Origin of the sequence: Aquimarina brevivitae (assembly GCF_004216895.1) — a bacterium.
Classification (GTDB): Bacteria; Bacteroidota; Bacteroidia; order Flavobacteriales; family Flavobacteriaceae; genus Aquimarina; species Aquimarina brevivitae.
The window spans coordinates 130,975-155,339 of the sequence record NZ_SGXE01000002.1 but is presented as its reverse complement, the minus strand read 5'-3'; the positions used below and the strand labels follow the sequence as shown (position 1 = coordinate 155,339).

Genomic DNA, 24,365 nt, shown 5'->3' with positions numbered 1-24,365 from the left:
TATTCTAACTAAAAAAAGACGCGCAAATGCGCGTCTTTTTGTTTAATTAGCGTTGTAATTCTGCTAACTTATCTACAACCTGCATCTGATATATTTCATTATAAACTTCTTTGTAGGGATCAGATTTTTTATAGCCTAACTTTATTAAGTCAAGAGCCTTGTTAAGATTTTTTACAGCTTCTTCTTTTTTGTTTAGTTTCACGAGGGTTAATGCCCTGTAATAATACGCCATAGAAGACTTATCATAAATTTGGAGCGTACTATCGTAATCCTGTAACGCTTTTTCAAATTGACCGAGGTAATCATAACTTATTCCTCGATACACAAATGCTGCGTAATCTATAAAATCTCCTTCTACTTCAATTGCTTTTGTAAATTCTTCAATCGCTTCCTCATGTCTTCCTAAAGCCTGTAACACCTCTCCTTTTAAGAAATTTACATTTTCTCCCCAGGCGTAATCTGTTTTACCTGGAGTATATGCATCATATTGATTTAAATAACTAAGTGCTCTATCGTAGTCCTTATATAAATCAGACATGAGCCAAGAAGTGTAATACAACGTTTCTTTAGGATTTAACTTCATTGCTTCTTGCAGTAAAGGAAATGCAAGATGATAATCTCCTATTTTACTATGTGACATAGATTTAGCCTTATAGTATTCGTGGTTTGATGGATTCAATTGTATGAGCGAATCAAAGTATTTTTGCCTTCTCAGACTCCCTTGAAAGTAGGTTGCTTTTGCATACTCGAACGATTTAATTTTCTGAGTTTTCTCATCTGCCGACAGATCCTGAAAAGGATTTTTATTTGTATTGCAAGAAGTCAAGATAGATATCAGCAGCAAACTAAGGATATATGCGTGTAATTTTTCCATGCTCAATTCTAAAATTTAAATACTTATAGGTGTCAATAACCTCTCCTTTTTTATTTCTACCAGGGTTCCAATCTTGAAGTGACTTTACAATAGTAACTATTTGACTCACAATTGAATCGGAAAATTCTTTTAACTTATAATCAAAATCAAAAGCCTGATTTTCAAATAACCCTGCTTTACCTTCACAATTCACCACAAACCTTACCTGTACGATTCCGGATTCTTTACTGTTGGATGGTGCTTTATACTGTTCTGCTACAATTTTGCGAATATGGTACAGCCCTCCCTTAAATTCTGTACCCTTATAATAATACCTATCCAAAGGAAAGTTTTTATTTAGGTATGGATTACAAAGCTGAAAATTCGTTGGTTTATTAAAGAGGGTTTCTTCTTTTAATTTTTTGGAGTACACCCTGGTTTTAAATTCTCCGTTAGCAAAACCATAAGTTTCTATTTGGCTTTCTTTAATTGCTATGATTTGTTCTAAAAATTGATAATCCCTATTACAGTCCAGCTGGTTTCCCTTTTTACTTAAAAAAAACTTATCCTGATATTCTAAAATATCATAACAATACTGTAAAAATCCTTCACCTCCATTTTTTGCAACTAAAATCTTCTGGTTATCTGTAAAACGATACGTAGCAGAAGAATCCTTCCAATCTGACGACTTTAAGATTGTTTCTATTTCTTTATGATCTACATTTAACTTTACATTTTTTGGTCTACCAGCAATTAATCTATCTAGGTATAATGCATTCTGCCTGAGTTTAAATTTATCCCTGGAAAACGTCCAATCCCCAAAATGAACAGAATCTTTATCAACAGTAAACGGATGAACTGATACAACGGAATCCTTAACATTCTTGATAAAGCAAGAATCTTCTGTAAACTCCATTATAGCAATCGAAGGTTTGTAAAAATTCTCATCGAATTCCCACGCAGCCCGCAACCACTCCCCTTGTATATCTTTTATCGCTAATGGAGCACTTTGCTGCTCCCTTTTACAACAAACACAAAATAGCGCTATAAACAAAAAAACTAAAGACACAGCCTTTAGTTTTTTGAATATTACTCGTTTTTGCATCGTAAACTTCATATTATCGCCTGCTATAGTTAGGCGCTTCTTTGGTAATGGTGACGTTATGCGGGTGGCTTTCTGTGATACCACTTGCTGTTAACCTAACGAATTGAGCTTTTTGTTTTAAGTCCTCAATATCCTTCGCTCCACAATATCCCATACCTGCTCTTAATCCGCCAACGAATTGATGGATACTTTCGATAAGATCTCCTTTATAAGCTACTCTTCCTACAATTCCTTCAGGTACTAATTTCTTAATATCATCTTCTACATCTTGGAAGTAACGATCCTTAGAACCTTGTTTCATGGCTTCTACAGATCCCATTCCTCTATAAGTTTTATACTTTCTACCTTCGTAGATAATCGTTTCTCCCGGTGATTCCTTAGTACCTGCTAATAGCGAACCTAACATTACACAATCCGCACCAGCCGCTATTGCTTTAGGGATATCGCCTGTATATCGAATCCCTCCATCTGCGATAACAGGCACTCCTGATCCTTTAATAGCCGCTGCCACCTCTAATACAGCAGAAAACTGAGGAAATCCGACTCCAGCAACAATTCTTGTAGTACAAATAGAACCCGGGCCAATACCCACTTTAACCGCATCTGCACCCGCATCCACTAAATATTTAGCCGCATCTGCGGTTGCTATATTACCTACAATAACCTCTAATTGCGGAAATTTAGATTTTACTTCTTTTAGCACTCCTACAACCCCTTTGGTGTGGCCGTGAGCCGTATCGATAACAACAGCATCCACACCTGCATTAACTAGTGCTTCTGCTCGTTCCACTGCATCTCCTGTAACACCAATTGCAGCAGCAACACGTAGTCGACCTAATTTATCTTTATTGGCCATCGGTTTTAACGTTAGCTTAGTAATGTCTCTAAACGTAATTAATCCCACCAATTTATAATCATCATCGACTACTGGTAACTTTTCTATTTTATTTTGTTGGAGTATAACCTCTGCCTCTTGTAACGAAGTTCCTTCTGCAACGGTAACCAAATTTTCGCTGGTCATCACTTCAGAAATAGGTCTATCATCATTTTTCTCGAATCTTAGATCGCGATTCGTAACGATACCAATGAGTTTATTGTTTTGATCTACAATAGGAATACCGCCTATACTATGCTCTCGCATATTGTTTTTTGCATCGACAACTTTCGCATCTTTGTGCAAGGTTACTGGATCGATAATCATACCGCTCTCAGCTCTTTTTACCTTACGTACTTTTACCGCCTGTTCCTCGATTGTCATATTTTTATGCAAAACACCGATACCACCTTCTTGTGCCATGGCAATCGCCATACGGCTTTCCGTAACTGTATCCATAGCAGCAGATACAATAGGAACATTAAGCGTAATATTTCTGGTAAACTTTGATTGAATACTAACCTCTCTAGGTAGAATCTCTGAATAGGCCGGTACTAAAAGGACATCATCGTAGGTTAGACCTTCTCCTACAATTTTGGACTCATGTGCTGTCATCGCAATTAAGATTTAATTGCGTGCAAATATAGGCCTTTTTAAAGTAATAATAACAGCATATCGTATTAATTTGTTTTTGTCCCATTATGTAATCCAATAGCTACAAAAGCGTTCCATAAATTCCTACAAAAATACATGTTTTTCGAAATAAAATTAGTTACTATATTCGTTTAAAAACATTTAACAACGTTAAAATACACAAATAATCTATTTTTATGATTTTATTATGAAAAAACATGTATATTGTATCTCCCTAAATCTAATTATCCCTATAGCTATGAAAAACCTATGCTTAGTATTACTTTTGATCACCAATTTTAATTTTGCCTATTGTCAAATCGAAAACACCGAAGAACATCCTGAGTTTTCCAAAAACATAAATTTCAAGTCCGTACAAAATGATTTCAATGTAGAAAAGCCATCCCTTGTGCAACGATTAATTCCTGTTGCCTTAATTACCTCTGGTGTATTATTATCTACATCAGATTTTGAAAAAGCTTTACAAAGTGATGTGCGCAACTCAGTTGGTAATGATTTTTATACTACCGTAGATGACTACTTTAGATATGCTCCAATTGTACAAATGTACACCGCGGATATGCTTGGTGCCAAAGCTAAAAATCATTGGTTCGACCAAACTAAAAATATGGCGCTTTCATTAGCTATTGCTAATATCACCAGTACATTATTGAAAAAAGAAGTTTATAAATTACGCCCTGGTGGTGGTACTAATGCCAATTCTTTTCCCTCTGGCCATACTACAACCGCATTTGCAACGGCAACAGTGTTGTACGAAGAGTTTAAGGGTAGTAACCCTCTTCTAGCCAACAGTGGTTACTTGTTCGCTGCTGCTACCGGAACACTGCGCATGCTAAACAACGCCCACTATTTATCTGATGTATTGGTTGGCGCCGGTATCGGAATTCTATCTGCAAAACTAGTTTACCAGTTTGATAACTTGATCAAATGGAATCCATTTAAAAAAGAAAAAGGTTTTGCCTTTGCTCCGCAATTTAGTGAAGAAGGATTCGGGTTTTATTTTACACGTTTATTCTAAAAATGGGGCTAATCTCCCTTTTAAAATCAGTTAATATCACTGGAAAGACTACTGTTATCTTGATTATATTTATAACATATCTAGCTAATACTAGTACAGTGCTATAAACCTAGATAAACCATTTATCGACAAACTAACTAAAGGTATAGCGATAAGTCCGAAGCATAGTGTACTACACCTTGCTCTTGTATTGCCATGGGCCAACCAGAAAAGGGGAGCACATAAGAAAAGGGAATTATGACTGGTAACAGTGGAAGTGTCAATACTCATATATATTATGCTTCGGGCTTATTCTTTTAAATCTTCAATTTTTTGAGGCACCGATCCTAATTCTCCTAATCTAATAATCTTCATAATAAAATTCGCTATAAAACCAGGTTCTGTAATGATTTTGGCTTTTTTGGCAATTTTAATGTCACGCTGATTGATTACATTTACTTTTTGATCTTCTGCTGTAGCAAATAAGGTTTCTGCAAATTTCCAGGCGCCATCTCTAGCCAATTTCATACTAAAATCTACCAGGAAGTTATCGACATCTTTAGTAAGGGTCAGTATCTTTTTTAAGGTCGGCCAAATTTTCGATAAATCCTCTTCAACATCATATACCAAATCAGATAGTATTTGATTAATTCTTTCAAAATCTGTTTTTAAACTAGAAATATCACCTCCTTTACTAACCTCAGCAGCAGCGATACCCAGGTCTAAGTTAATATGTGCATTCATTCCTATAAGCAGATGCTGAAAAACAGTAGGCCAAAACTGTGTGGCAAGACTAAAAGCATATTGCCAGGATGCCGTAGTTGGTTGATTGGATTGATACGCATAGTATGCATCAATGTACCGGCTGGCAAAAATGACATCCAATTGCTCCATTCTAGGGTTATCTTCAAAAAACTCTTGTTGAATCCCTTCTTTTACCTTTTGGGTCACTTTATAGTACAGCACGGCAAAGTACCCCAAAGGATCTTTATTTTTGATTGAAGTGTCAATAATTTGTTGTAGTGCCTGAAGCACTTCGTCGATTGTATGTAGTGGTTTCAAAAGTAATTAATTTGCTAGGTGTAAAATATCTGAGTAAGATAATTAAATTATACATTGATTCACCTAACTGCACTTTCTATACTGCTAATTTTTAAGTATCTTTTTGCTAAAAATAGCAATGAAAAAATTTATTGCCTTTCTTTTTTACCTGGGCCTGGCTAACAGCTATGCTCAAGACAAGGCCACCTATTATGGGCTTAAAGGGCATTATGGGTTTATCATTGCGCACTCTAGTGAGTTAAAACCGATATCACAAACGAACCCCTTCGGACTTCAACTGGAATACAGCAAGCTAAGAAGCAGTGACAACGCCTGGAAAACCTGTCATTGCTATGGTCGATCTGGGTTTTCTTTTGCTTATTTTAACTATGCCAATCCTGATGTTTTAGGCAGTTCCTATAACTTGATCTATTTTGTAGAACCCTATTTTACGTACAAAGGACCGCTAAAGTTTTCATTACGCGGATCCATTGGGGCAACCTATCTAGACACTATCTATGACGAGGAAAATAATCCTGAAAATTTATTGTTTAGTACCCACCTGAGTTTCTTTTTGGGTTTATCACTAAACCTAAACTATCAACTATCCGACAACTACGCGATCAATCTATCAGCCAACTATAACCATATCTCTAATGGAGGTCAAAAACAACCGAATAAAGGAATGAATTTCCCTACTGTTTCTGTAGGTATTGATAAAATCATCGATCATACTCCCTTGCAAAAAAAGCCAGACTCGCTACGTTTCTATAATCCTTCGTTATCTTATTATATGGGTGCTTTTGGTAGTTTGCGGTCCTCGGATCGCGAGGCTGAAGCGACCAACCATCCACTAATCGGAATCACCGCAGGCGGATTAAAACCATTATCGGGTATTAATGGAATTAATGCTGGAGTAGAACTTTGGTATGATTACTCGGATAAAAAGATTGCCGAAAACATTGAGGTGGATGATTCTGCGTTTTCCTCGGCTATAAACCTAGGGCATCATTTTCATTTTGGTAATTTCTACTTTTTACAACAGTTTGGTATTTATGTTACCCGACCGAAAAACATTCAACCAAAATGGCTCTACCAGCGCTATTCGTTTTGGTATAAACTCCACAAAAACTGGGCAATCGGTGCATCCATGATTGCTTATGGACACGTGGCAGATCATATGGACGGTAGACTTATGTATATCTTAGATTAATTATGCGATTACGTAACGGTATTAATTCCTGATGCATTTGCGTTAGGGATAGGAGTGAAAAGCCCACAGCCTGAAATCATCAGGCGAGGACTTGAAGCGTATAGCCCGACCCGAAGGGTAACGCCCTGATAAAAAATACTATTCTGCTTTGGTCAACTCTTGTTTTACGGCAATGATCTCTGATAGGTTTTTCAATTCTTTTTTAACATCCTTTCTTATGATCCAAATAAGCACACTAGCAATAGCGATATACGAAACGTTCATTACGATCAATTGCCACGCTTCGAAATAGTTGCTAAACTCAGGCATAAGCATAAAGAAGCCTATACTATACGCTGCGAATATGGCAATGGTTATGGGCTTATGGATTACCCTTCTGAAATTATAAAAGGCACGCGTTTGCTCTAGATTTTGGACCGCCAGATCGGCCATGTTGATCTTTTTAACCTTAGCTACACTTACAAATTCAATGATTATCCTAAGTATCAACCCTCCTATCATAAGTCCTACCCCTACCCTGCTTAAAACGTGCTGCACAGGAGCCAGGAAGTAAAAGAATAACACCAGCATTACTACTGTTGCGGCAAGTACTACTATATTGCCATAATGAAACTTGGCACTGGATTTCTTTTTGGCTTTTAGCTTTTGCAGCTGCTGTTCTATTGCTTCAGAGGTAGTAGTAATTTCTTTTTTATTACTGCTCCATTGTTTTTTTAATTGTTCTAAATCCTTATCCATCTTGTAATATTTTTTTAAGTCGTTTTTTAATTCTATGAATTTTTACCCTAACATTTACGGCGCTAATCCCCATCACTTCTGCGATATCCTCATATTCCTGCTCTTCGAGCACCATCATAATCAGCAGCCGATCAACTTCATTTAATTGACCTATAGCTGTATACAGCTCACTATGATCCTGATTCTCTTGTGGTTGCTCCACTTGCTGTAATTTATACGCTACTTCATCAAAACGAGCGGTTGGTTTTGTTTTTTGCTTGCGCAAATATTGCAAGCAGGTATTTACGGTAATGCGATATATCCAGGTTTTGTAACTCGCAGTTTCTTTGAATTGATCTAAGGCGCTCCAAACATTGATAAATACTTGTTGTGCAAGATCTTTAGCTACCGGTCGATCTCCCTTGACAAAACCTAAACTCATCTGCAGCACCATAGGATAATACTGTGTATACAATGCTTCAATCGATGGGATAGTTTTAAAATTGGTCATTGGTTAGAAAGGCATTTATTTTTGCGTATAAGACTTCTGGTTGATCAAACATAATAAAGTGTTTACTGTTGGGCACCATTACGATGTTTTTATTTTTAAGATTAGCATACTGGGTTTCAAGGGTGTTTTTAGCCATCTCCAGCGATGGAAAAGTAGCTCCAAGAATTAATGTTTTGGCCTTGATAGTAGTTAATTTTGGTCTTAAATCTAGTTTCAATAAATCGGTATAACCATAGACATACGTTTTGCGATCCGCCTCTAACATCCACTGTAGTAAGGTGTCCACTTTATCCTCTTTATTGGTCATATTCTTAGCCATAAAGGTAACGGACTGCTTAAACTGCTCCTCGCTTAGCGATAACATTTGATTATTGTATGGACTATCATATTGCAATTGCGTTGCCGGAACGCCAGGCATCATCACTGCTCGCATACAAGGTAGCGCGTCTATCAAGACCATATTTTTTACTGCATCGGGTCTTGCGGCTGCGAGATCGACCGCTAAGTTACCACCCATGCTATGCGATATGATAGTTAAGTTATGTAAAGCATTATTATCAATATAGGTCAATAAATCAGCGCGCAAAGTATCATACCAGGGCATTTCAATTGTAGGTATATTATTAAATCCTGCATAGGATACAAAATGGTGTTGCCCTTTAGAGCTAAGATTTGCTGCGGTTGACTTAAAAATAGATCCGGGATTAGTAAAGCCTGGTAAGAATAGGACTGGGTCACCGGTGCCGTTGACCTCTACTTTAATTGCTGTGGATTGTGCTGTCATTGTTGTAACTGCAAATAAAAATACGAAGATGTAATTGAAAGTTTTCATTGTGATGTTGTTTTTGGTTTTCCCTTTGATGCAGTAGTTTCTGATTTGTTACATCCAAGGGTGAAAAAAATTATTTTTAGGTCAAAACCACAGGTTTTACAATGCTTGAGCGGGTATACTTATTTTTTTGGTGAACATTAAGGCAAATCCTATTTGCGTCATTTTTTATAGAGCACAATAATCAAAAAGGTAGTTTTACGCATTTTAACAGCTCGTTCCCTAATTCCATATTGGGTATCGCTACGCTAACGCATAGGTTTGATGCCATAACCAAAACATATATACTATGAAAACGCAATTCAACCTAAGTATCCAAAAACCATGTACTCAAAACTTTAATCATTTTGCGCCTACGCCAAAAGGAGGGTTTTGTGATTCTTGTAAAAAAGAAGTAGTAGATTTTTCGACTATGAAATCCGAAGAAATTAATACCTATTTTAAAAATCATTCAGCTCAAAACACTTGTGGAAGGTTTAAAACCGATCAATTCACCACCTACACCTATCCTACCCTTACAAAAAAGAGGACAAACTTTATTAACAGTCTGGTTTTGGGCTGTATCGCCTTTTTTTCGTTTGCAAAAGCACAAGCTCAAGAGAATTCTACAAAAGAAGTAGTTGCCGATAAGGATCAGGCATCCGTATCAGATACGCTATCGTTACAAGAAACTACCATTAAAGGCGTAGTTACAGATGGTGAAATCCCTTTACCTGGTGTCAATGTAGTATTGCAGGGGTCTACAATAGGTATACAAACCGATTTTGATGGTAAGTTTACCTTCCCTAAACTCTTAAAAAAAGGAGATGTATTGGTCTTTAATTATCTAGGCTTTAAGACCAAAAAAGTACCTGTTTTGGATACAAGCTCAGCAAAAGAAGTAACCTTAGCCGTAGATCTAAAAGAGGAAACTATTATGCTGATGGGCGCCGTTGCGGTAAAGAAAGTATACCAGTCTAAATCTAAATAAAACTGCAATTCTTATGAAACTAACCAGGTATCTACTTCCCATTATATTAAGTATACAACCCTTGTTTGCACAGGTATCGGATTTCGCGGCTGTAGATTTTACAAAAGCTGACAATCGAGCACAATTCTATTATGGCGCTTCCTTAGACAATCTACCGGTCTTAGCTCATCAATTAACTAAGGATTTATCTACTGATGTAGAAAAGTTCAGAGCTATCTACCTGTGGGTTTGTCAAAACATCAAGGGCGATAACCGACAGTTTCTCAAAGTGGAACGGCAACGTAACAAGCTTCAACACGATTCCATATCTTTTATGAAATGGAATTATAACTATGCCAGAAAAGCCTTTAAAAAGCTACTCAAATATAAAGCTACAATGTGTACGGGATATGCCTATTTGCTTAAAGAATTGTGCTATTTAGCCAACCTACCTTGCGAAATTGTAGATGGATATGGCAGAACTGTTAGCGCTAATGTGTTAGCGTTAGATACGCCTAATCATTCCTGGAACGCGGTCCAACTAAATGGCAAATGGTATGTGTGCGATGCCACCTGGGCCAGTGGATATTTGGACGAATACTATGTATTTATCAAAGCCTATAATGACGGATATTTTTTGACCGATCCCACCCTGTTTGCCAAAAATCATTTTCCATTGGATAAAAAATGGTTACTAGATGCAACCTTAACAGCAACTGAATTTGTCAATGCTCCATTGGTATATGGTGAGAGTTTCGCCACAGGTGTTTCCCCAATCTATCCCAAAACCATGGACATTGAGACCACAACAGATAAAGCAACCACCTTTAGCATTGGTACGAATACGGATGTACTTCCAAAAAATGTTGCGCTAGTACTTTACCTAGGACCTAAAGAAAAAGAATTACCAAGCGATGTGAAAGCGCAAAAGGATAATATCCTAACGATAAGCCATCGGTTTAAGATCAAAGGAACTTATGATGTGCATCTCAAAATTGATGATGCTATTATAGCAACGTATACGGTTAAGGTAAAGAAGGTGTGATGAATAGGCACTCGTGTTATCATTGCTCAAAGTCCTGAATTCGAAAATTCGACAAATTCAAACTTTGCGCAGTGGGAGTTTTTATTTTATTCTATACTCGATCAAATATTGATAATAGGTAAAATCATATTCCTTTTGCCCATATTGTATTTTGGATAGATTTAAATCAAAAGGAGTTTTTTTAATAATTTTGTTATTTGGTTTTAAAACCCAGATATCCGAATGATCGGTTATCATAGGTGTGAATTCTATACCTCCATCTCTACAAATTAAGTACCAATCATCGTGAAGATATCTTTTTACTTCATTCAAAAATGATTCCGGGTAATTAGGTGGATAGACATATTTATCTTTTTTTGAATAAACCAATACAGGTTTACCATTAAAATAAAAATAAGAAGATATTGGATGACGATAGATAGAAGATAGATTAACCATTCTAGTTAAGAAAATATCCTTTTTATCTTGGACCAAAATAATAAGAAAGTTTTCAGGATTATTCTCTTTTTCATAGTTACTAATTGCCTCAAGAACTTTTTGATCGGTGTATGCTATTTTTTCCAAATCTTTGTATAAACGGACTAATTTTTCTGGTCTGTGGCAGCTTATAAAAGCTATTAGAATACTTAATATGGATATACTTTTTTTCATAGAATAATCTTATTCGTCTATATTTTCTTAATATTCTCATAGCGCTTTTGCGCCGCGGATTACAAATCTGCACTATCTAGTTTTACGAAGGAATTATTTAATTTACTATATAATCGTTTATATCACCTTTATGAATCCGTAAACTATCTAAATTAACTTCATCTGAATACCAATAATTAGGATCATGGTACAAAAATTCATTTTCCCTAAATTTCGTATAATCTACAATTTTCTTCTTCCCTTGTTTAATTACCCAATACTTGGGATGTAAACTATACTTAATATCTTTACCATATAGAATTGCTCCTTTAGGCAATGTAGGATCTGTATAGATGTTCCAATCATCCAAAAGTTTCGCATTAAACAACTTTACCTGATCCTCGGTAAATAGTTTAGGATTCGCGTACTTTTCAGTATTACTATAAATAAAAACAATACGATCATTATACATAAAAAAGTAAGATGGAGGTGTGTTAAAAACTGATGACAAATAAGGTTTATCACCTAAAACATAACTTTGATCCTCTAAATCAGATAATTTCTTTATATAAATGGTTATTAAAAATTTATCATTGTAACGAGATTGAATTTGCCTTTCATAATAGGCATTTTCAATATATTCATCAATTGTTTTTAAAAGAAGTGCATGTTTCAACACTTGATCACTAATATTTGTTAAGGGACGATTATGATCAATAAAAGATTTTTGAGCCTTACATCCGTAAAACATCACAATCAGCAATAACAGTCTAAAAATTTGGGTAAGCCTATTCAAACGATAACAATAATTTAATAAGAGATTTCAGTAACTTGATTTTTCCAATTCCAACAACTCAATGTCGCAAAAGTAATGTTATCAAATGATAAATTCCGATAGTTCATAGGAATTTGAAGATCTTGATAGTTCAAGATGATTTCAGCATTGAACTCTAGTTCTATAATGCGCTTGATATATCAGCGTTATTTAGGATTACTAGTTAAAATAATAAGATTCTATCGTATAAATAGTTCAAAGCCTATCAGGCTCTATTTAAAACAGTATTCTATATTTGCCACGGGTTAAATAATAATACATTCTACAGTATATTACTATGGTAGCTAGTCACAGTTTTAAGAATCTCTTCTTTATACTTTTTATAAGCCTATTTTTGAGTGGGACTTTCGTAAATTTTGCTCAAACCACTGATATCGAAAAGCGACAACAAGAAGCTATAAACTTCAAAGAGCAGGATTCTATACGCGTTGAGCGTATGCTTGACACTATCTACGAGACCTACCCTAATGACCCCACTGGTGCCAGACTACTGGCAGACCAGGCAGAAGCTATCGCTGAGAAGATAGATTTAAAAATTCCAAGAGCTACAATTACTTACTTTAGAGGGTACATTGAAAAAGTAGAATCGAATAATGATAAAGCCTTACTTTATTTTAACCAGGCCTTGTCGTCCTATGAAGCATTAGACCATAAGCAAGGGATTTCCTATACTTTGAATGCGATGGGTAATGTGTATTATCGCAAAGGAAATTTTGATAAGGCAATTGAGTACTACAAAAAGGCAATGGTTGTCGATAAAGAGCTGAATAGTCCTAAGGATATTGCTTCGAGTTTGATGAATATTGCGAATATATATGCAGATCAGGGAAATTATGATTCCGCAATCAACAACTATTTAAAATCACTAGAGATAAGAGAAGAAATCAAAGACGAATACGGGATAGCAAAAACATCTAGTAATTTAGGGAGTGTCTACACCGAACAAGGTAACTTTCCAAAAGCGCTAGAATTCTATAATAAAGCCCTAGAAATTACCGAGAAATCAGAAAATGTAAATATCGAATACTTATATAGTAATCTTGGTATATTTTATAAAAATAACAACCAACCCAACAAAGCACTGTTCTATTTTAAAAAAGGATTACAAAAATATAGAGCAATTGGAAATAAACGTTTGATTGCGAGATATCTCAATGACACTGGTAATGTTTATAAAGAGCTGAAAGATTATGAAAAAGCGTATAGCTGCTTCGATGAAGCTTTAGCCATCAATGAACAAATTGAAAATCAAGTCGGTGTTACTTTTAGCTTAAATAATTTAGCCGATCTCCAACTGATCCGCCAGCACTATAGCGAGGCTTATAAAAATTATGAAAAAGCACTTACCCTAAATAAAAAGATGGGATATACTATAGGCCTTTATAGACCTTTGTTTGGTATGGCTACTATTTTTTATCATCAAAAAGCATATACTAAAGCATTAGATAATGCACTTCAAGCCCAGAGGATTGCTATAGAAACGGATGGCATTACGGCACAACGAGATATCGCAAAATTGTTATCGGATATTTATATTGGACTTAAGGATTACAAAAATGCTTTTGAAACTCAGAAAGTTTTCAAAAAAATGAATGATAGTGTCTTTAATAAAGAAAATATCCAAAAAATTACTCGACTAGAATATGAGTACAAGTATCAAAAAGAATTGGATGCTGCCAAAACAAAGGAAATTACGCTAACCAAAAAAATTAAAACCGTAGATGAAAACTTGGCCATTTCTCAACGCCAAACGCTCTATGCGATTATTGGTATTCTTTTACTAGCCATCGTATTAGGTGCTAGAATATTTATATTACGGATTCGAAATATAAAATCAATCAATGAAAATATTTTAGTCGAGCAAAAATTATTACGGTCTCAGATGACACCGCATTTTGTATTTAATTCGCTTTCTGTTTTGCAAGGCATGATTCTTAATAAAGAGTTTAAAAAAGCGGTCACCTATCTATCTAAATTTTCAAAATTATTGCGAATTACGCTTGAAAACTCAAGGGACAAAATTGTGCCCTTGGAAAATGAACTACAAGCCTTGGATAATTATGTTGCCGTACAAAATCTTGGAGCAGAAATCCCCTACGAGTACAATCTACACTTGCCAAGCGCTATTGATAAAGAAAAGATCTGCATTCCACCGATGATGATTCAACCTTTTGTAGAAAATGCTATTGAACACGCTTTTCATAAAACAGATGCTAACAAAAAAATTGATATCACTTTTACTTTTAAAGACCACAAACTGATTTGTGTTATCGAGGATAATGGTAAAGGTATTGAAGCCGAGTCCACTTCGTCTAATCCTGACAAAAAATCCTTGGCTACCACCATTACGTCAGAAAGGCTACAGCTATTGGCAAAAGAGTTTAAGGTAGAAACCAAGTTGACTATTGAAAACAAAAAGCATCTTGGCGAACAGGGTACACGCGTTACCATTATCCTGCCTTATCAATATACATAACATACCGTACACAAACCAAGTAAAGGTTATATAGCACAATAAATAAAGTTCTAAATCCTTCCTCATACTGGTGTTCTACCAGTACTACTATGACATCCTATGTTAGTTGTACTTACGAAAAAACATTAAGGTGCTACGAATATATATTGACAACTTGTTGTGGTCCATCCTAATTTTACATTTGTTAAGGAATTCATAACAAATCACGGAATACATTAATCACAACAAATTCACTTCTTATGAAATTGAAACTACTCTTATTCGTCAGCACTGTTTTTATTTTACATAGTGCTATGGCACAAACGACTTACACTTTTTCTGGTAGAGGAAATTGGACAGACACTGCAAACTGGAGCCCTTCTTATCCTGGAGTAATAACCGAGGACGGAGACATTATTCGTATTAACTATGGGGCTAGCCTTACCATAGATAGCAATATTATCAATAATGCCGACATGCAAATACTAAATCTATCAACGTTTACTATACCAAAGGACATAGTTTTCACTAACATTTCTAGCTCTGTAATCAGTGAAGGTACCATAACCAATCACGGTGTTATGGTAAATGACGGGAGCACTTATTTTGTAATGGTCAATAAATTTATAAATGAATCTGATGGTAAAGTTATCTTACAGAACAGAATACCAGGTAGTTATGCTGGTTCGTTTAATTTAAACCGGGGTAATTATCCAAATACTGAATTTATCAATAAAGGAATCATCATAATTAGTGGTAGGGCACAATTCTTGTTAAGAACGGAAAGCATATTACATAACGAAATAACAGGTATTATCAATATCACCGATGGTTCTGATTTAATGACGCAATTCAATGGAGGATTGATCAATAATAAAGGATTAATTAAAGCGGTACGCGGAAAAGTTTCTGCATTTGGAGGAGAAATCAGGAATGCCGGTAAAATTGAAATTAATCACGAATATCTTGTAATATTTGACCACTATTTATCAATAACACCAGCATTCTTAACAAATATGCCAGAAGGTGTCATCGATTATGCAAATGGTTTTCTATATATTGAAAATTATGACACCTATAATAATTACGGAACCATAATAGAAAATACAGCGTTAATTCAACAGGAAAGAACAATATCTCAAGTACATATAATAGATAGCAATACCTTTAATAGTACTCAATTTACGGACATAAGTAGTGTACCAGAAAGCAGAATTAATGGTGATCTTACTATTAGTATTGAAGATCCATCAGTATTGCGTATTGGAGATACGTTTACCATTCCCTTAAATGGATTATCTGGAAATTTTAAAACAGTCAACGTACTGAACAACTCAACTACTTTTGACATAGCTTATAATGAATCAAATTTTGAACTCACGGTAACTTCTTTACCACAAACTCCAATTGTCACCCCACCAGCAGCTCCCATCGTTTATGAAGATGCTAGTGCAGTACCCTTAAGTGATGCTATACAGGTTGCAGATCCCGATAATGCAGATCAAACGGTTACGTTTTCCGTCACTGGTGGTAGTGTTACACTAGGAACTACAGGGGTAAGCTTTGGTGGAAACGGTAATGGTACCGATAGTTTTATAGTATCTGGAACATTAGACGCAATCAACACTGCATTAGACGAGGCCACCTTTACGCCATTACCTAATTTGGCAGGAGATGATGTAGCTACTATTAGCTTTAGTTCTTATAATGGAATTTTTGAATCGAACACAGCCGCTGTAACCTTTAGCATAATTCCTGTAAATGATGCTCCTTATTTTGAATTACAACGGTTTCCAAATCTTACAGTTACTCAAGATGCAGATGGTCAACGTATTGCCGACTTTGTACGTAACGTTAATGATGGAGATCCCGAAACTGATCAACGATTAGTCTTTAAAGTTAGTAATACTAATAATGCATTATTTGAGTCACAACCTTATATCGATAGTAGACAAAATACGTTGTTTTTTACTCCAGCAAATCGCAGTACTGGTACTGCAACTGTAACCGTTCTATTATTAGACGATGGAGGAACCGCTAATGGAGGGGTTGATATGTCTGAAAGTCGAACCTTTACTATTACAATTACCGAAAGTAGCAGACCTACTGTAAAAATTGAATCACCTCTAAGTCCAGGACCTACCTCAGAAACAGTAATACCGATTACTTTTTATTTTTCAGAACCGGTTACAGGTTTTGACCAAACTGATCTTTTGCTATTAGGCAACTTTATTATTCCAAACGGAATTGAAGGTAGTGGGGATACTTATACTATGGATGTAATACCAACTGATGGAGGCCTAATTAACATATCCGTTCCTGGAAATGCCGCAATCGATGCTTCAGGAAACGGTAACCTTCCCTCATCTCAATTTACCATTGAATTTAAACCCGGTTCAGGGGATCCAAATGACATCTATTTTTATCCTAATCCCACAAAAGATTATATCTACTTCAGCTTACTCTATGATGTTATCAATATTACGATTTATGACCTGAATGGTCTTGAAGTATTAACCAGAAATGTACAAGGACAAGGATCATTAGATGTTTCATCTTTAAGGAATGGAGTCTATTTGATTCAATTTATTACCGGAAGCGGTCAGGTATCAAAACAAAAATTAATGAAAGAATAAAAGTTGGTGTTGAGGAAGCGTATGGATCGATAGTTAGTTCATACGTTTCCTTTTTAAGCTTTAATCAACAATCTAAAAACTATAAAGTTGGAAACAATGAAGATCAAAGTAGAGAATCAATTCAAAACGCTCGAAGAAATTGTGGCGCATCTAAAAAACAAAACTGAATATGAAATAAGCATAAGACCAGATGAATGGCTTACAGACGACTCTTGGATGCTAACTCCAGGAAAAAAATGTGTAGTTGTTAAAAAAAGTGCTACAGCTGGCGCCAAAATTGAATTTGTTAACGACAACACTATAGAAGTCAACCCTATTGCTCCTAGCAGTTTTATCAATCGGGTGGTACAAAATGGGATAATTGCCTTTATCGTCTATGGAATTATCATTGGTTCCCAAAAGCAAGTAGCTAAAGAAGTAGAAGCTTATTTTGTAGCAGAATAATACTAATGCACCATAAATCTTTGAGGGAGTTCTTTGCCTGTATTGAAAGTTATAATACTACGAGAATTCCTTCAAAGGTTTCCTTTCTTAACCTACCTTATTACAGGCTTATTCAATATGTTTAAATTGTAAAGAGCGAAGAAAGTTAATCAATTATAGTTCCTAATAAGATCTAAAGCTTAGGACAGCGTTTACAATTAGATTTGCCTTTTTTCTTATATTTTTTACAACATTTCTTCTTTTTGTTTAGACAAGAAGAAGAACAATCTGTTACTGCACAAGGAGAATATAAAGATGGTGTACTCAATGCTTATAATTATTTTTATTAAATCTAAATAAGCACAAAAATACAGTATAATACCCTAACCCACAAGTACATTAGTGTTAAAAAATGGGGATTTACCCCTCTGAATCTTCACCCTGAAATTTTAAGATATCACGGTCAAAAAGATAGTGCCCCGACTTATCATCACCTATAATTCTTAATTTATCTAATAAGGTTCTGGCAATAGCCTCTTCTTCTAATTGTTCTGCTACGTACCATTGCATAAAATTATGCACATTGTAGTCCTTAAGCTGTAAACATTCAAAAATTACATTATTGATTTTTTCGGTAACGAACTCCTCGCTTTTCAAAAACGTTTCAAACAATTCTAATAACGAAACATAACTTTCCTTAGGCTGATCAACCGCAGGAATTACTGCCCTTCCATTGCGTTCATTAACAAATTTTACTAATTTGGTCATATGACCTCGCTCTTCTTGTGACTGTGCATAGAAAAACTCTGCAACACCATTGTAGCCTTTAACATCTGCCCAACTAGCCATAGCTAAATATTGAGCTGCAGCATTGGCTTCATATTTTATTTGATCGTTGAGTAGTTTTTCAATTTCGGCAATCATAGCGGGATTTGTTAGTGTTTGATTCTACCACTAAAAGTAAGAAATAATCCAGAAATAAGCATTATTAGGCAGCAGTTTCAAAAGCAATGTAATTAATCAAACTTCCCTTTTTATCAAAAACAGGGTAACCTTTAATCACACAATAATAGGGTTCTGCATTTTTTTTATAGTTCAGAATTTTCTCTTCAAAAGGTTTTGCCTTATCGATAGCAGCGCGTATTCTAGAACTCGTTCGCGGACAGGTATCTGCTCCCTGAAATAATTTTGGAGTATTACCCACTACTTCATCTGGGGTATATCCGTTTAGTTTCTCGATATTAGCAGAGGTATATACAATTCTTAATTGCACATCTGTTATAATTACTACATTTTGCTCGAAAACCAATTTTTTACGCAGCCCGTAATCAGTATTCCATCTTTTAGTGATCTTTTGCAACTTGGCACTTTCTTGGCCAAACTGGTGGTTATCCATCAAATGGCTTCCATAAAACTCCCAGCTTAGTAAGGGAAGAGCTGAACAATTTGCGTTGGTTTTATCAGTAGTTTTAGTTCTATCGTAGCTTAATAGCTCTTTCATACCTATGCTTTTTTAACAAAAATATAGATATAATCTTAAAATCAGCTTGAACAAAAGTTAAACCTTTAATTGCTTACCTACTTATTATAAGCTATTTACAATTTTATTTCTAAAGTTGCATACCAGGAACGAGGAGCAGCCGGAATAATACCTGGACCAGGATAACCCGTAGCACGCTGCGTAAAATAGGACTCATTTAAGGCATTATTTAAGCCGGTTTCTAAGGTGAATCTTTTGTACGTATAGGACAACGATATATCTAGAATAGAGTACGCAGGTATTTTACCTAGTGTGCCTTCTTCTCTACTTCCAGGGGGTGCTGCATCAGCATTAGTAACCTCTGTATATTGGTCTGATAAGTGGGTAAACTGTATACTGCCTAATAAGTTTTTATATCCAAAACCTACTCCTGTTTTTAAATTAATAAGAGGAATAAATTCTACCTTTCTTCCTTCTATAGGTCTTTCTGAACGGGTATATTCTGAATCCGTCACAGCTAGATTTAGAAAAGTATTGAATACTGCACTATTAGCTTTAAAGAAGGTTCGATTTATATCCCATTCCAAATAACTTTCAAAACCATAAATAAAAGCATCGCCAATATTACCTCGTTGCCGCTGTGCTCTATCATTGAAAACCTCTCCGATTCTATCTTCATATAACAAGGCAAACACATTAGTATCATAATTTAACACGTTGAAAGCCTTTCCTCTAATTCCCAGATCAGCTGTATAACCTCGTTCATCGCTAATATCAGGTCGAATGGTAAAGGTTGGGTTAACGATTCTTATGTCACTGAATGTAACTGAACGATAATTTTGTGAGATGTTACCATAGGCTTCTAAAGAAGTAAAAGGTTTATAACTTAAGCCTACACCTAACAATATAAAGGATCGTTCTAACTCCTCATCATCTCTACCGATACTACTACTTATGGGATTACCTGCATTATCATAAACCACATTATTGTATACTCCATCTGCCTGCGTTTTGATATATTCAAAACGAATCCCAGGGGTAACAGAGAACTTGTCGGTAAGGTTGAAAATATTTTCGCCAAAAACAGCTACGTTGAGGTTTGGAAATTCAAAATCTGACTGATTTGCATAACCCGGAAACTCCTCATTTCTGAACGAAAAATCTGCATCAACTCCAAGGCTACCTGGTCCTTGCCTGGCCTCATTTGCTGCCTGATAATACTTGGAGCCAATTAAAAAAACGGATTCCTCGCCAAAGAGTTTATATCTACTTAATAACCTAGCTTCTGCTCCCCAATTTTGAAAGCTACCTACTATAAGATCCCTAGGCGTTACAAAATTGCCATCCGCATCGATTTCATCTGATACGGTAATAGGATTACTATTTAAATCCGTAGGTAATCCTCTAAATCCTATCGCTCTTCTTGAGGCATCGAGTCCAAACAGATTAAGGCTAAAATCTGTTTTTTTAGAAAATTGATGTTCTAATTTTAGTGCATACAGCTTCCAGTCTACTTCAAACCAGTTACGTGTTCGGTTACTGAAATCTGGGTCTAGATTAAACTGTGTATCGGTTAACCCTCCAGGTTGTTGGGCTAAATAATTAAGATAAGTAAACTCCCCAGTAAGTTTAGTACGCTCATTAAATTGATACCCCAAATGTGTATACACATTTTTAGACTCAAACTCAGAATTAGGTCTAAAACCATCACCTTGTTTAAAGTTGTAATAGGTATAATAACTAAACTTATCCACAGTACCGCCTATACTATTAAAGCTAGTGAATAAATTAAAATAACCTAAGGTTTGTCTAGAAACAACCTCTAGCTTCTTATCTTTTGCCGGTTGCTTCATTTTAAAATTAATCAAACCACCAAACTGCGTTCCATATTGTAATGAAGCCGCTCCGCGCACCACCTGAATCTCTTCTAAGGCTTCTGCAGGCGGGGTATAGTAACTTTCTGGATAACCCAACACATCTGCACTAATGTCGTATCCATTTTGTCGGGTATTGAAATTAGCAGATCGATTAGGATCTAAACCTCGTCCACCAATATTGAGTTGCAATCCCCCGATACTATTTTCATAAATATTAAGTCCGGCAACTTGCGCATAAATTTGTCTTGCATTATTTGAGGCCAGGTTACCCACGGTATTATCTAGCAATACTACTTCACTTTTTTTACCGGCATAAATGGCTGTACCCTCTACGGGTTTTAACTTTTTTAAACCAAACACCCGAGCTCTTCGCTGACTGATGATAACCTCTGACAATTCTTCACCTAATGGTTCTAATGTAAGTACTTGTCTTTGCTCGGCAGGAATCGTGATTTTTGTTTCTAAAATTTTATATTCAAAACTAAAAACCGTGATATTATAAGTACCAGCTTTGAGATCCTCAAAACTAAATTCACCCTTAGCATCTGTTAGCGTCTGCGACCCTAAATTTTCGTTATATACTTCTGCATTAGCAACAGGGATATTCTTTTGATTTACAACCCTTCCCTGTAAATCAAATTGTGCCCACAGTCCAAGAGAACTTAGCAAGCAAATTATGGTGATACTATAATCCTTTAATTTCATCTTTAAATGGAATAATCCACGTTTTATGTTTAAATGACTCTTTTTGTTTTCCTAAATCAACAGTAGGATCGATAAATCGCGTACTCAACCTACCATTAAGTGCTACATAACTATCTACGTAAACCTCGACATTTTGATGCCCCTGACTTTCAAAATGCTGTTTTAAAAAATGTGCGTATTCTAATATAAAATCTGGCTGTGTAGCCATTTGTTTTTCCTGAAAAGCAGATAAAAAATCTGTATTATCAACTAAAAAAGAAGTTCCTGTTTTTCCATTTACAATCTTAAAAGAGGCATACCCCGCTTTTTCAATCAACATCACTCGCCACGAAAATCGATATCCTTCTTCTGTCCAAAAAAGCTCTCCGGGGTATAAAAGATACCGAAAAGGTAAAGCAAGCTGTATTATAAAAAATAGTGCTAAGAACCAAAGTAACGGTTGCTGGTGGTTATAGTGTAGGATTTGACCTGAATCGAATCGTTCCTTTGTGATGCGAAATACCATGGCAATACTGTGTAAAATCTTATGGTGTAATTTTGCCTCAAAAAACACAAGCACACTTATCGTCATAATAAATGGAAACATTCCGATAGGGAATAGTACTCGAGTAAGGGTGTGAAAAATAACCACAGCGATGAAAGCGACCCATCGGGTTCTTTTATAAAACAGCAAGAATGGGATAATTAGGTCGTATATAGCCCCCGAGTAACTAAAAAAGTAATGTACCCATTCTTTTTGCAATACACTTCCTAAAAAAGGAAGGTCATATTTTGAAGGCAACCAAATTTTAAGCGGCATAGCATTTAGTAACCAATCTGAATTTAACTTCGCCAGTCCAGCATAAAAATAGACGATTGCCAAGAGCAGTTTTATCGAATCTATAGTCCAGGCAGGTATGCGTTGGTAAGACCTTCCTTTTAGCTTAGCATCTACGGAGAAATAGGCTGAAGCTGGTAAAAATATCATCACAAAACTGAGCACACTGATAAAGTAGTAGTGGTTAAGATAAGTGGTCTTATCCATCAACTCTATGTAGGTAAAGCTCAGAAAAAATAAAACAATGGACAACCTATATTTATAGCCTACCGCTACTCCGATCGACGCTAAAGCACACAATACGAAAATCAAATAGGTATACTCCCCAATGGGTTTTACAAATTCAAACCCATAAAATGAAAAGAAGAATTTTGGTTTTACATATAACTTATCAATCCATCCATAACTCCAAAAACGGATAATACTAATAAGCATCATAAACCCAAAAAAAATACGGAAGACTGCAAGTGGTGCAGCCTCCGTATCTTTTGAAAAATATGATTTTAAGGTATGATTCATAATGAATTGATGGTGGTACTACTTAATCTCCATCTGCATCTATAAAATCAACACTTACGCTAAATGCTGACAACATATCAACTTTTAGTAATACTACATTTGCTTGAAGATTGTCAAAGGTTTGAAGCATCAATGTATTATTGGTCCTTACCTGCGCAGAAAAATTATCATCAAGTTCTGCTGATTCCAATCGTATGATATCAAACTGATCGTTAATTAAAGTACTCAAATCATTTCGGTTTAAGTACTCAAGATAGGTTTTAAAACTTTCTCCATTAGTTGCCGCATCAAAATGCTTGCCATTAAAAAAGTCTTGCATAGCATTCAGGTTAGCTAAAAATAGAGTTTTGGAAAACTCCCCATCATAATATGCTTCAACTCTATCTTCTAAGGGAACATTATTAAAAGCTCCGGCAGGAATTCCAATTTTACCTGCTCTTAGATGCTTTTCATAATGAAATAGGTAGTCATTTACCAGTTTATCAAAAGAACTGGTCGCTGAAGAACCACTATTGTTTACAAAATTATCTCTATAGGCTCCTTTCCAATCCGATACTACAACATCCGTCAATTGAACCATCCTGGCTACAACATCAGTAAGGTACTGTCTATAATTAGCACCTGTTGTAGGTTCATTGAACACAGCGACTACCTCTTCATCGGTAGTTCCTATTCCATTTAATAGGTAATCTATTGCTGCGAATCCCTGTTCATCTTGTTTAGAAACCAATGATAAGTCATAGGAACCCGAAGAAATATTAGCCTCAATGTCTGCAACAGTCACTGGGTAAACATTCATAAAATTTCGGAATGAAATCTCTTCTGCTTTTCCAATTTCAAGAAAACTGATGGCTTGCCATGACACATAGGCTTGTTTCCAAGATGTTCTCAGACTAGTTAAATTCTCCACACTAACCGTTGTGGTAAATGCAGTGGTGCTAGACTGTAAAGAATTTAGACGCGCTGCTAAATTTTCATAAGCAGGTATCGCAATATTATCTGCTACATTTTCTAACAACACTTTTCTATCAAATCCACTTTGATCTCCACCGCCGCCATTAACATCGTCCTCGGTAGAACAAGAAAGTAATAGTGTAATAAATAGTATTCCAACAAATGATAACCTCTTCATCTTATTTTTATTTATTCTTAATAAATTTTTGCAAATGTATTAAAAGCGTAGAAAAACAACTAGTTATC

Annotated in this window: 21 protein-coding genes; 7 read left to right on the top strand and 14 right to left on the bottom strand. The window is 35.5% G+C overall.

Annotated elements, in window-relative coordinates:
- Positions 1-46: 46 nt before the first annotated feature.
- The 3 genes from EV197_RS08495 to guaB are packed head-to-tail and all read right to left on the bottom strand — an operon-like array spanning position 47 to position 3,447.
- Positions 47-874 carry a tetratricopeptide repeat protein gene (locus EV197_RS08495; RefSeq protein ID WP_130286334.1) on the bottom strand — a complete coding sequence of 276 codons (828 nt, stop codon included), beginning with the start codon at positions 872-874 and terminating at the stop codon, positions 47-49.
- The gene (locus EV197_RS08490; RefSeq protein ID WP_130286333.1) at positions 846-1,922 is read right to left on the bottom strand and encodes a hypothetical protein; all 1,077 of its coding nucleotides are present in this window, start codon (positions 1,920-1,922) and stop codon (positions 846-848) included. The genes EV197_RS08495 and EV197_RS08490 overlap by 29 nt, the downstream gene beginning before the upstream one ends.
- Before the next feature lie 49 nt (positions 1,923-1,971).
- A complete protein-coding gene (gene guaB, locus EV197_RS08485) occupies positions 1,972-3,447 on the bottom strand; it encodes an IMP dehydrogenase (RefSeq protein WP_130286332.1) in 1,476 nt (491 codons plus the stop codon).
- 277 nt (positions 3,448-3,724) lie between these two features.
- Here guaB and EV197_RS08480 point away from each other — a divergent pair, with 277 nt between their 5' ends.
- Entirely contained in the window at positions 3,725-4,504 is a 780-nt protein-coding gene (locus EV197_RS08480; RefSeq protein WP_165389028.1) for a phosphatase PAP2 family protein, read from the top strand.
- Between the two features lie 288 nt (positions 4,505-4,792).
- Here EV197_RS08480 and EV197_RS08475 read toward each other — a convergent pair whose 3' ends face one another.
- Positions 4,793-5,545, bottom strand: a complete 753-nt coding sequence (locus EV197_RS08475) for a DUF5995 family protein (RefSeq protein ID WP_130286330.1) — start codon at positions 5,543-5,545, stop codon at positions 4,793-4,795.
- Between the two features lie 118 nt (positions 5,546-5,663).
- On the opposite strand from EV197_RS08475, the gene EV197_RS08470 reads away from it, so the two are divergent.
- On the top strand, positions 5,664-6,737 hold the full coding sequence (locus EV197_RS08470; RefSeq protein ID WP_130286329.1) for an acyloxyacyl hydrolase: 1,074 nt from the start codon (positions 5,664-5,666) through the stop codon (positions 6,735-6,737).
- A 138-nt stretch (positions 6,738-6,875) separates the two neighbouring features.
- On the opposite strand, the gene EV197_RS08465 is transcribed toward EV197_RS08470, so the two are convergent.
- The 3 genes from EV197_RS08465 to EV197_RS08455 are packed head-to-tail and all read right to left on the bottom strand — an operon-like array spanning position 6,876 to position 8,797.
- A complete protein-coding gene (locus EV197_RS08465) occupies positions 6,876-7,475 on the bottom strand; it encodes a hypothetical protein (protein ID WP_130286328.1) in 600 nt (199 codons plus the stop codon).
- A complete protein-coding gene (locus tag EV197_RS08460) occupies positions 7,468-7,965 on the bottom strand; it encodes an RNA polymerase sigma factor (RefSeq protein ID WP_130286327.1) in 498 nt (165 codons plus the stop codon). The genes EV197_RS08465 and EV197_RS08460 overlap by 8 nt, the downstream gene beginning before the upstream one ends.
- Positions 7,952-8,797, bottom strand: a complete 846-nt coding sequence (locus EV197_RS08455) for an alpha/beta fold hydrolase (protein ID WP_130286326.1) — start codon at positions 8,795-8,797, stop codon at positions 7,952-7,954. The genes EV197_RS08460 and EV197_RS08455 overlap by 14 nt, the downstream gene beginning before the upstream one ends.
- A gap of 286 nt (positions 8,798-9,083) precedes the next feature.
- On the opposite strand from EV197_RS08455, the gene EV197_RS08450 reads away from it, so the two are divergent.
- Both EV197_RS08450 and EV197_RS08445 read left to right on the top strand, forming a co-directional pair.
- Positions 9,084-9,764, top strand: a complete 681-nt coding sequence (locus tag EV197_RS08450) for a carboxypeptidase-like regulatory domain-containing protein (protein ID WP_242610709.1) — start codon at positions 9,084-9,086, stop codon at positions 9,762-9,764.
- A gap of 13 nt (positions 9,765-9,777) precedes the next feature.
- Positions 9,778-10,788, top strand: coding sequence for a transglutaminase domain-containing protein (locus EV197_RS08445; protein WP_130286325.1), 1,011 nt, complete (start codon positions 9,778-9,780; stop codon positions 10,786-10,788).
- 81 nt (positions 10,789-10,869) lie between these two features.
- Here EV197_RS08445 and EV197_RS08440 read toward each other — a convergent pair whose 3' ends face one another.
- Positions 10,870-11,439, bottom strand: coding sequence for a hypothetical protein (locus EV197_RS08440; RefSeq protein WP_130286324.1), 570 nt, complete (start codon positions 11,437-11,439; stop codon positions 10,870-10,872).
- 97 nt (positions 11,440-11,536) lie between these two features.
- Positions 11,537-12,214 carry a hypothetical protein gene (locus EV197_RS08435; RefSeq protein WP_130286323.1) on the bottom strand — a complete coding sequence of 226 codons (678 nt, stop codon included), beginning with the start codon at positions 12,212-12,214 and terminating at the stop codon, positions 11,537-11,539.
- A gap of 373 nt (positions 12,215-12,587) precedes the next feature.
- Here EV197_RS08435 and EV197_RS08430 point away from each other — a divergent pair, with 373 nt between their 5' ends.
- From EV197_RS08430 to EV197_RS08420, 3 genes are all read left to right on the top strand, one after another.
- On the top strand, positions 12,588-14,729 hold the full coding sequence (locus EV197_RS08430) for a tetratricopeptide repeat-containing sensor histidine kinase (protein ID WP_165389027.1): 2,142 nt from the start codon (positions 12,588-12,590) through the stop codon (positions 14,727-14,729).
- 239 nt (positions 14,730-14,968) lie between these two features.
- The gene (locus EV197_RS08425; protein WP_130286321.1) at positions 14,969-17,344 is read left to right on the top strand and encodes a T9SS type A sorting domain-containing protein; all 2,376 of its coding nucleotides are present in this window, start codon (positions 14,969-14,971) and stop codon (positions 17,342-17,344) included.
- A 96-nt stretch (positions 17,345-17,440) separates the two neighbouring features.
- Positions 17,441-17,788 carry a hypothetical protein gene (locus EV197_RS08420; RefSeq protein ID WP_130286320.1) on the top strand — a complete coding sequence of 116 codons (348 nt, stop codon included), beginning with the start codon at positions 17,441-17,443 and terminating at the stop codon, positions 17,786-17,788.
- A gap of 399 nt (positions 17,789-18,187) precedes the next feature.
- Here the strand turns inward: EV197_RS08420 and EV197_RS08415 are convergent, their stop codons facing one another.
- The 5 genes from EV197_RS08415 to EV197_RS08395 all read right to left on the bottom strand — a co-directional run bounded on the left by EV197_RS08415 (position 18,188) and on the right by EV197_RS08395 (position 24,297).
- Positions 18,188-18,691 carry a ferritin gene (locus EV197_RS08415; protein ID WP_130286319.1) on the bottom strand — a complete coding sequence of 168 codons (504 nt, stop codon included), beginning with the start codon at positions 18,689-18,691 and terminating at the stop codon, positions 18,188-18,190.
- 64 nt (positions 18,692-18,755) lie between these two features.
- The gene (locus EV197_RS08410; RefSeq protein ID WP_130286318.1) at positions 18,756-19,268 is read right to left on the bottom strand and encodes a PAS domain-containing protein; all 513 of its coding nucleotides are present in this window, start codon (positions 19,266-19,268) and stop codon (positions 18,756-18,758) included.
- 95 nt (positions 19,269-19,363) lie between these two features.
- Positions 19,364-21,829 carry a TonB-dependent receptor gene (locus tag EV197_RS08405; RefSeq protein ID WP_130286317.1) on the bottom strand — a complete coding sequence of 822 codons (2,466 nt, stop codon included), beginning with the start codon at positions 21,827-21,829 and terminating at the stop codon, positions 19,364-19,366.
- Positions 21,810-23,165, bottom strand: coding sequence for an HTTM domain-containing protein (locus tag EV197_RS08400; protein WP_130286316.1), 1,356 nt, complete (start codon positions 23,163-23,165; stop codon positions 21,810-21,812). Before EV197_RS08400 ends, EV197_RS08405 begins: the two co-directional genes overlap by 20 nt.
- Positions 23,166-23,187: 22 nt before the next feature.
- Positions 23,188-24,297, bottom strand: coding sequence for an imelysin family protein (locus EV197_RS08395; protein WP_130286315.1), 1,110 nt, complete (start codon positions 24,295-24,297; stop codon positions 23,188-23,190).
- Between the last annotated feature and the right edge of the window lie 68 nt (positions 24,298-24,365).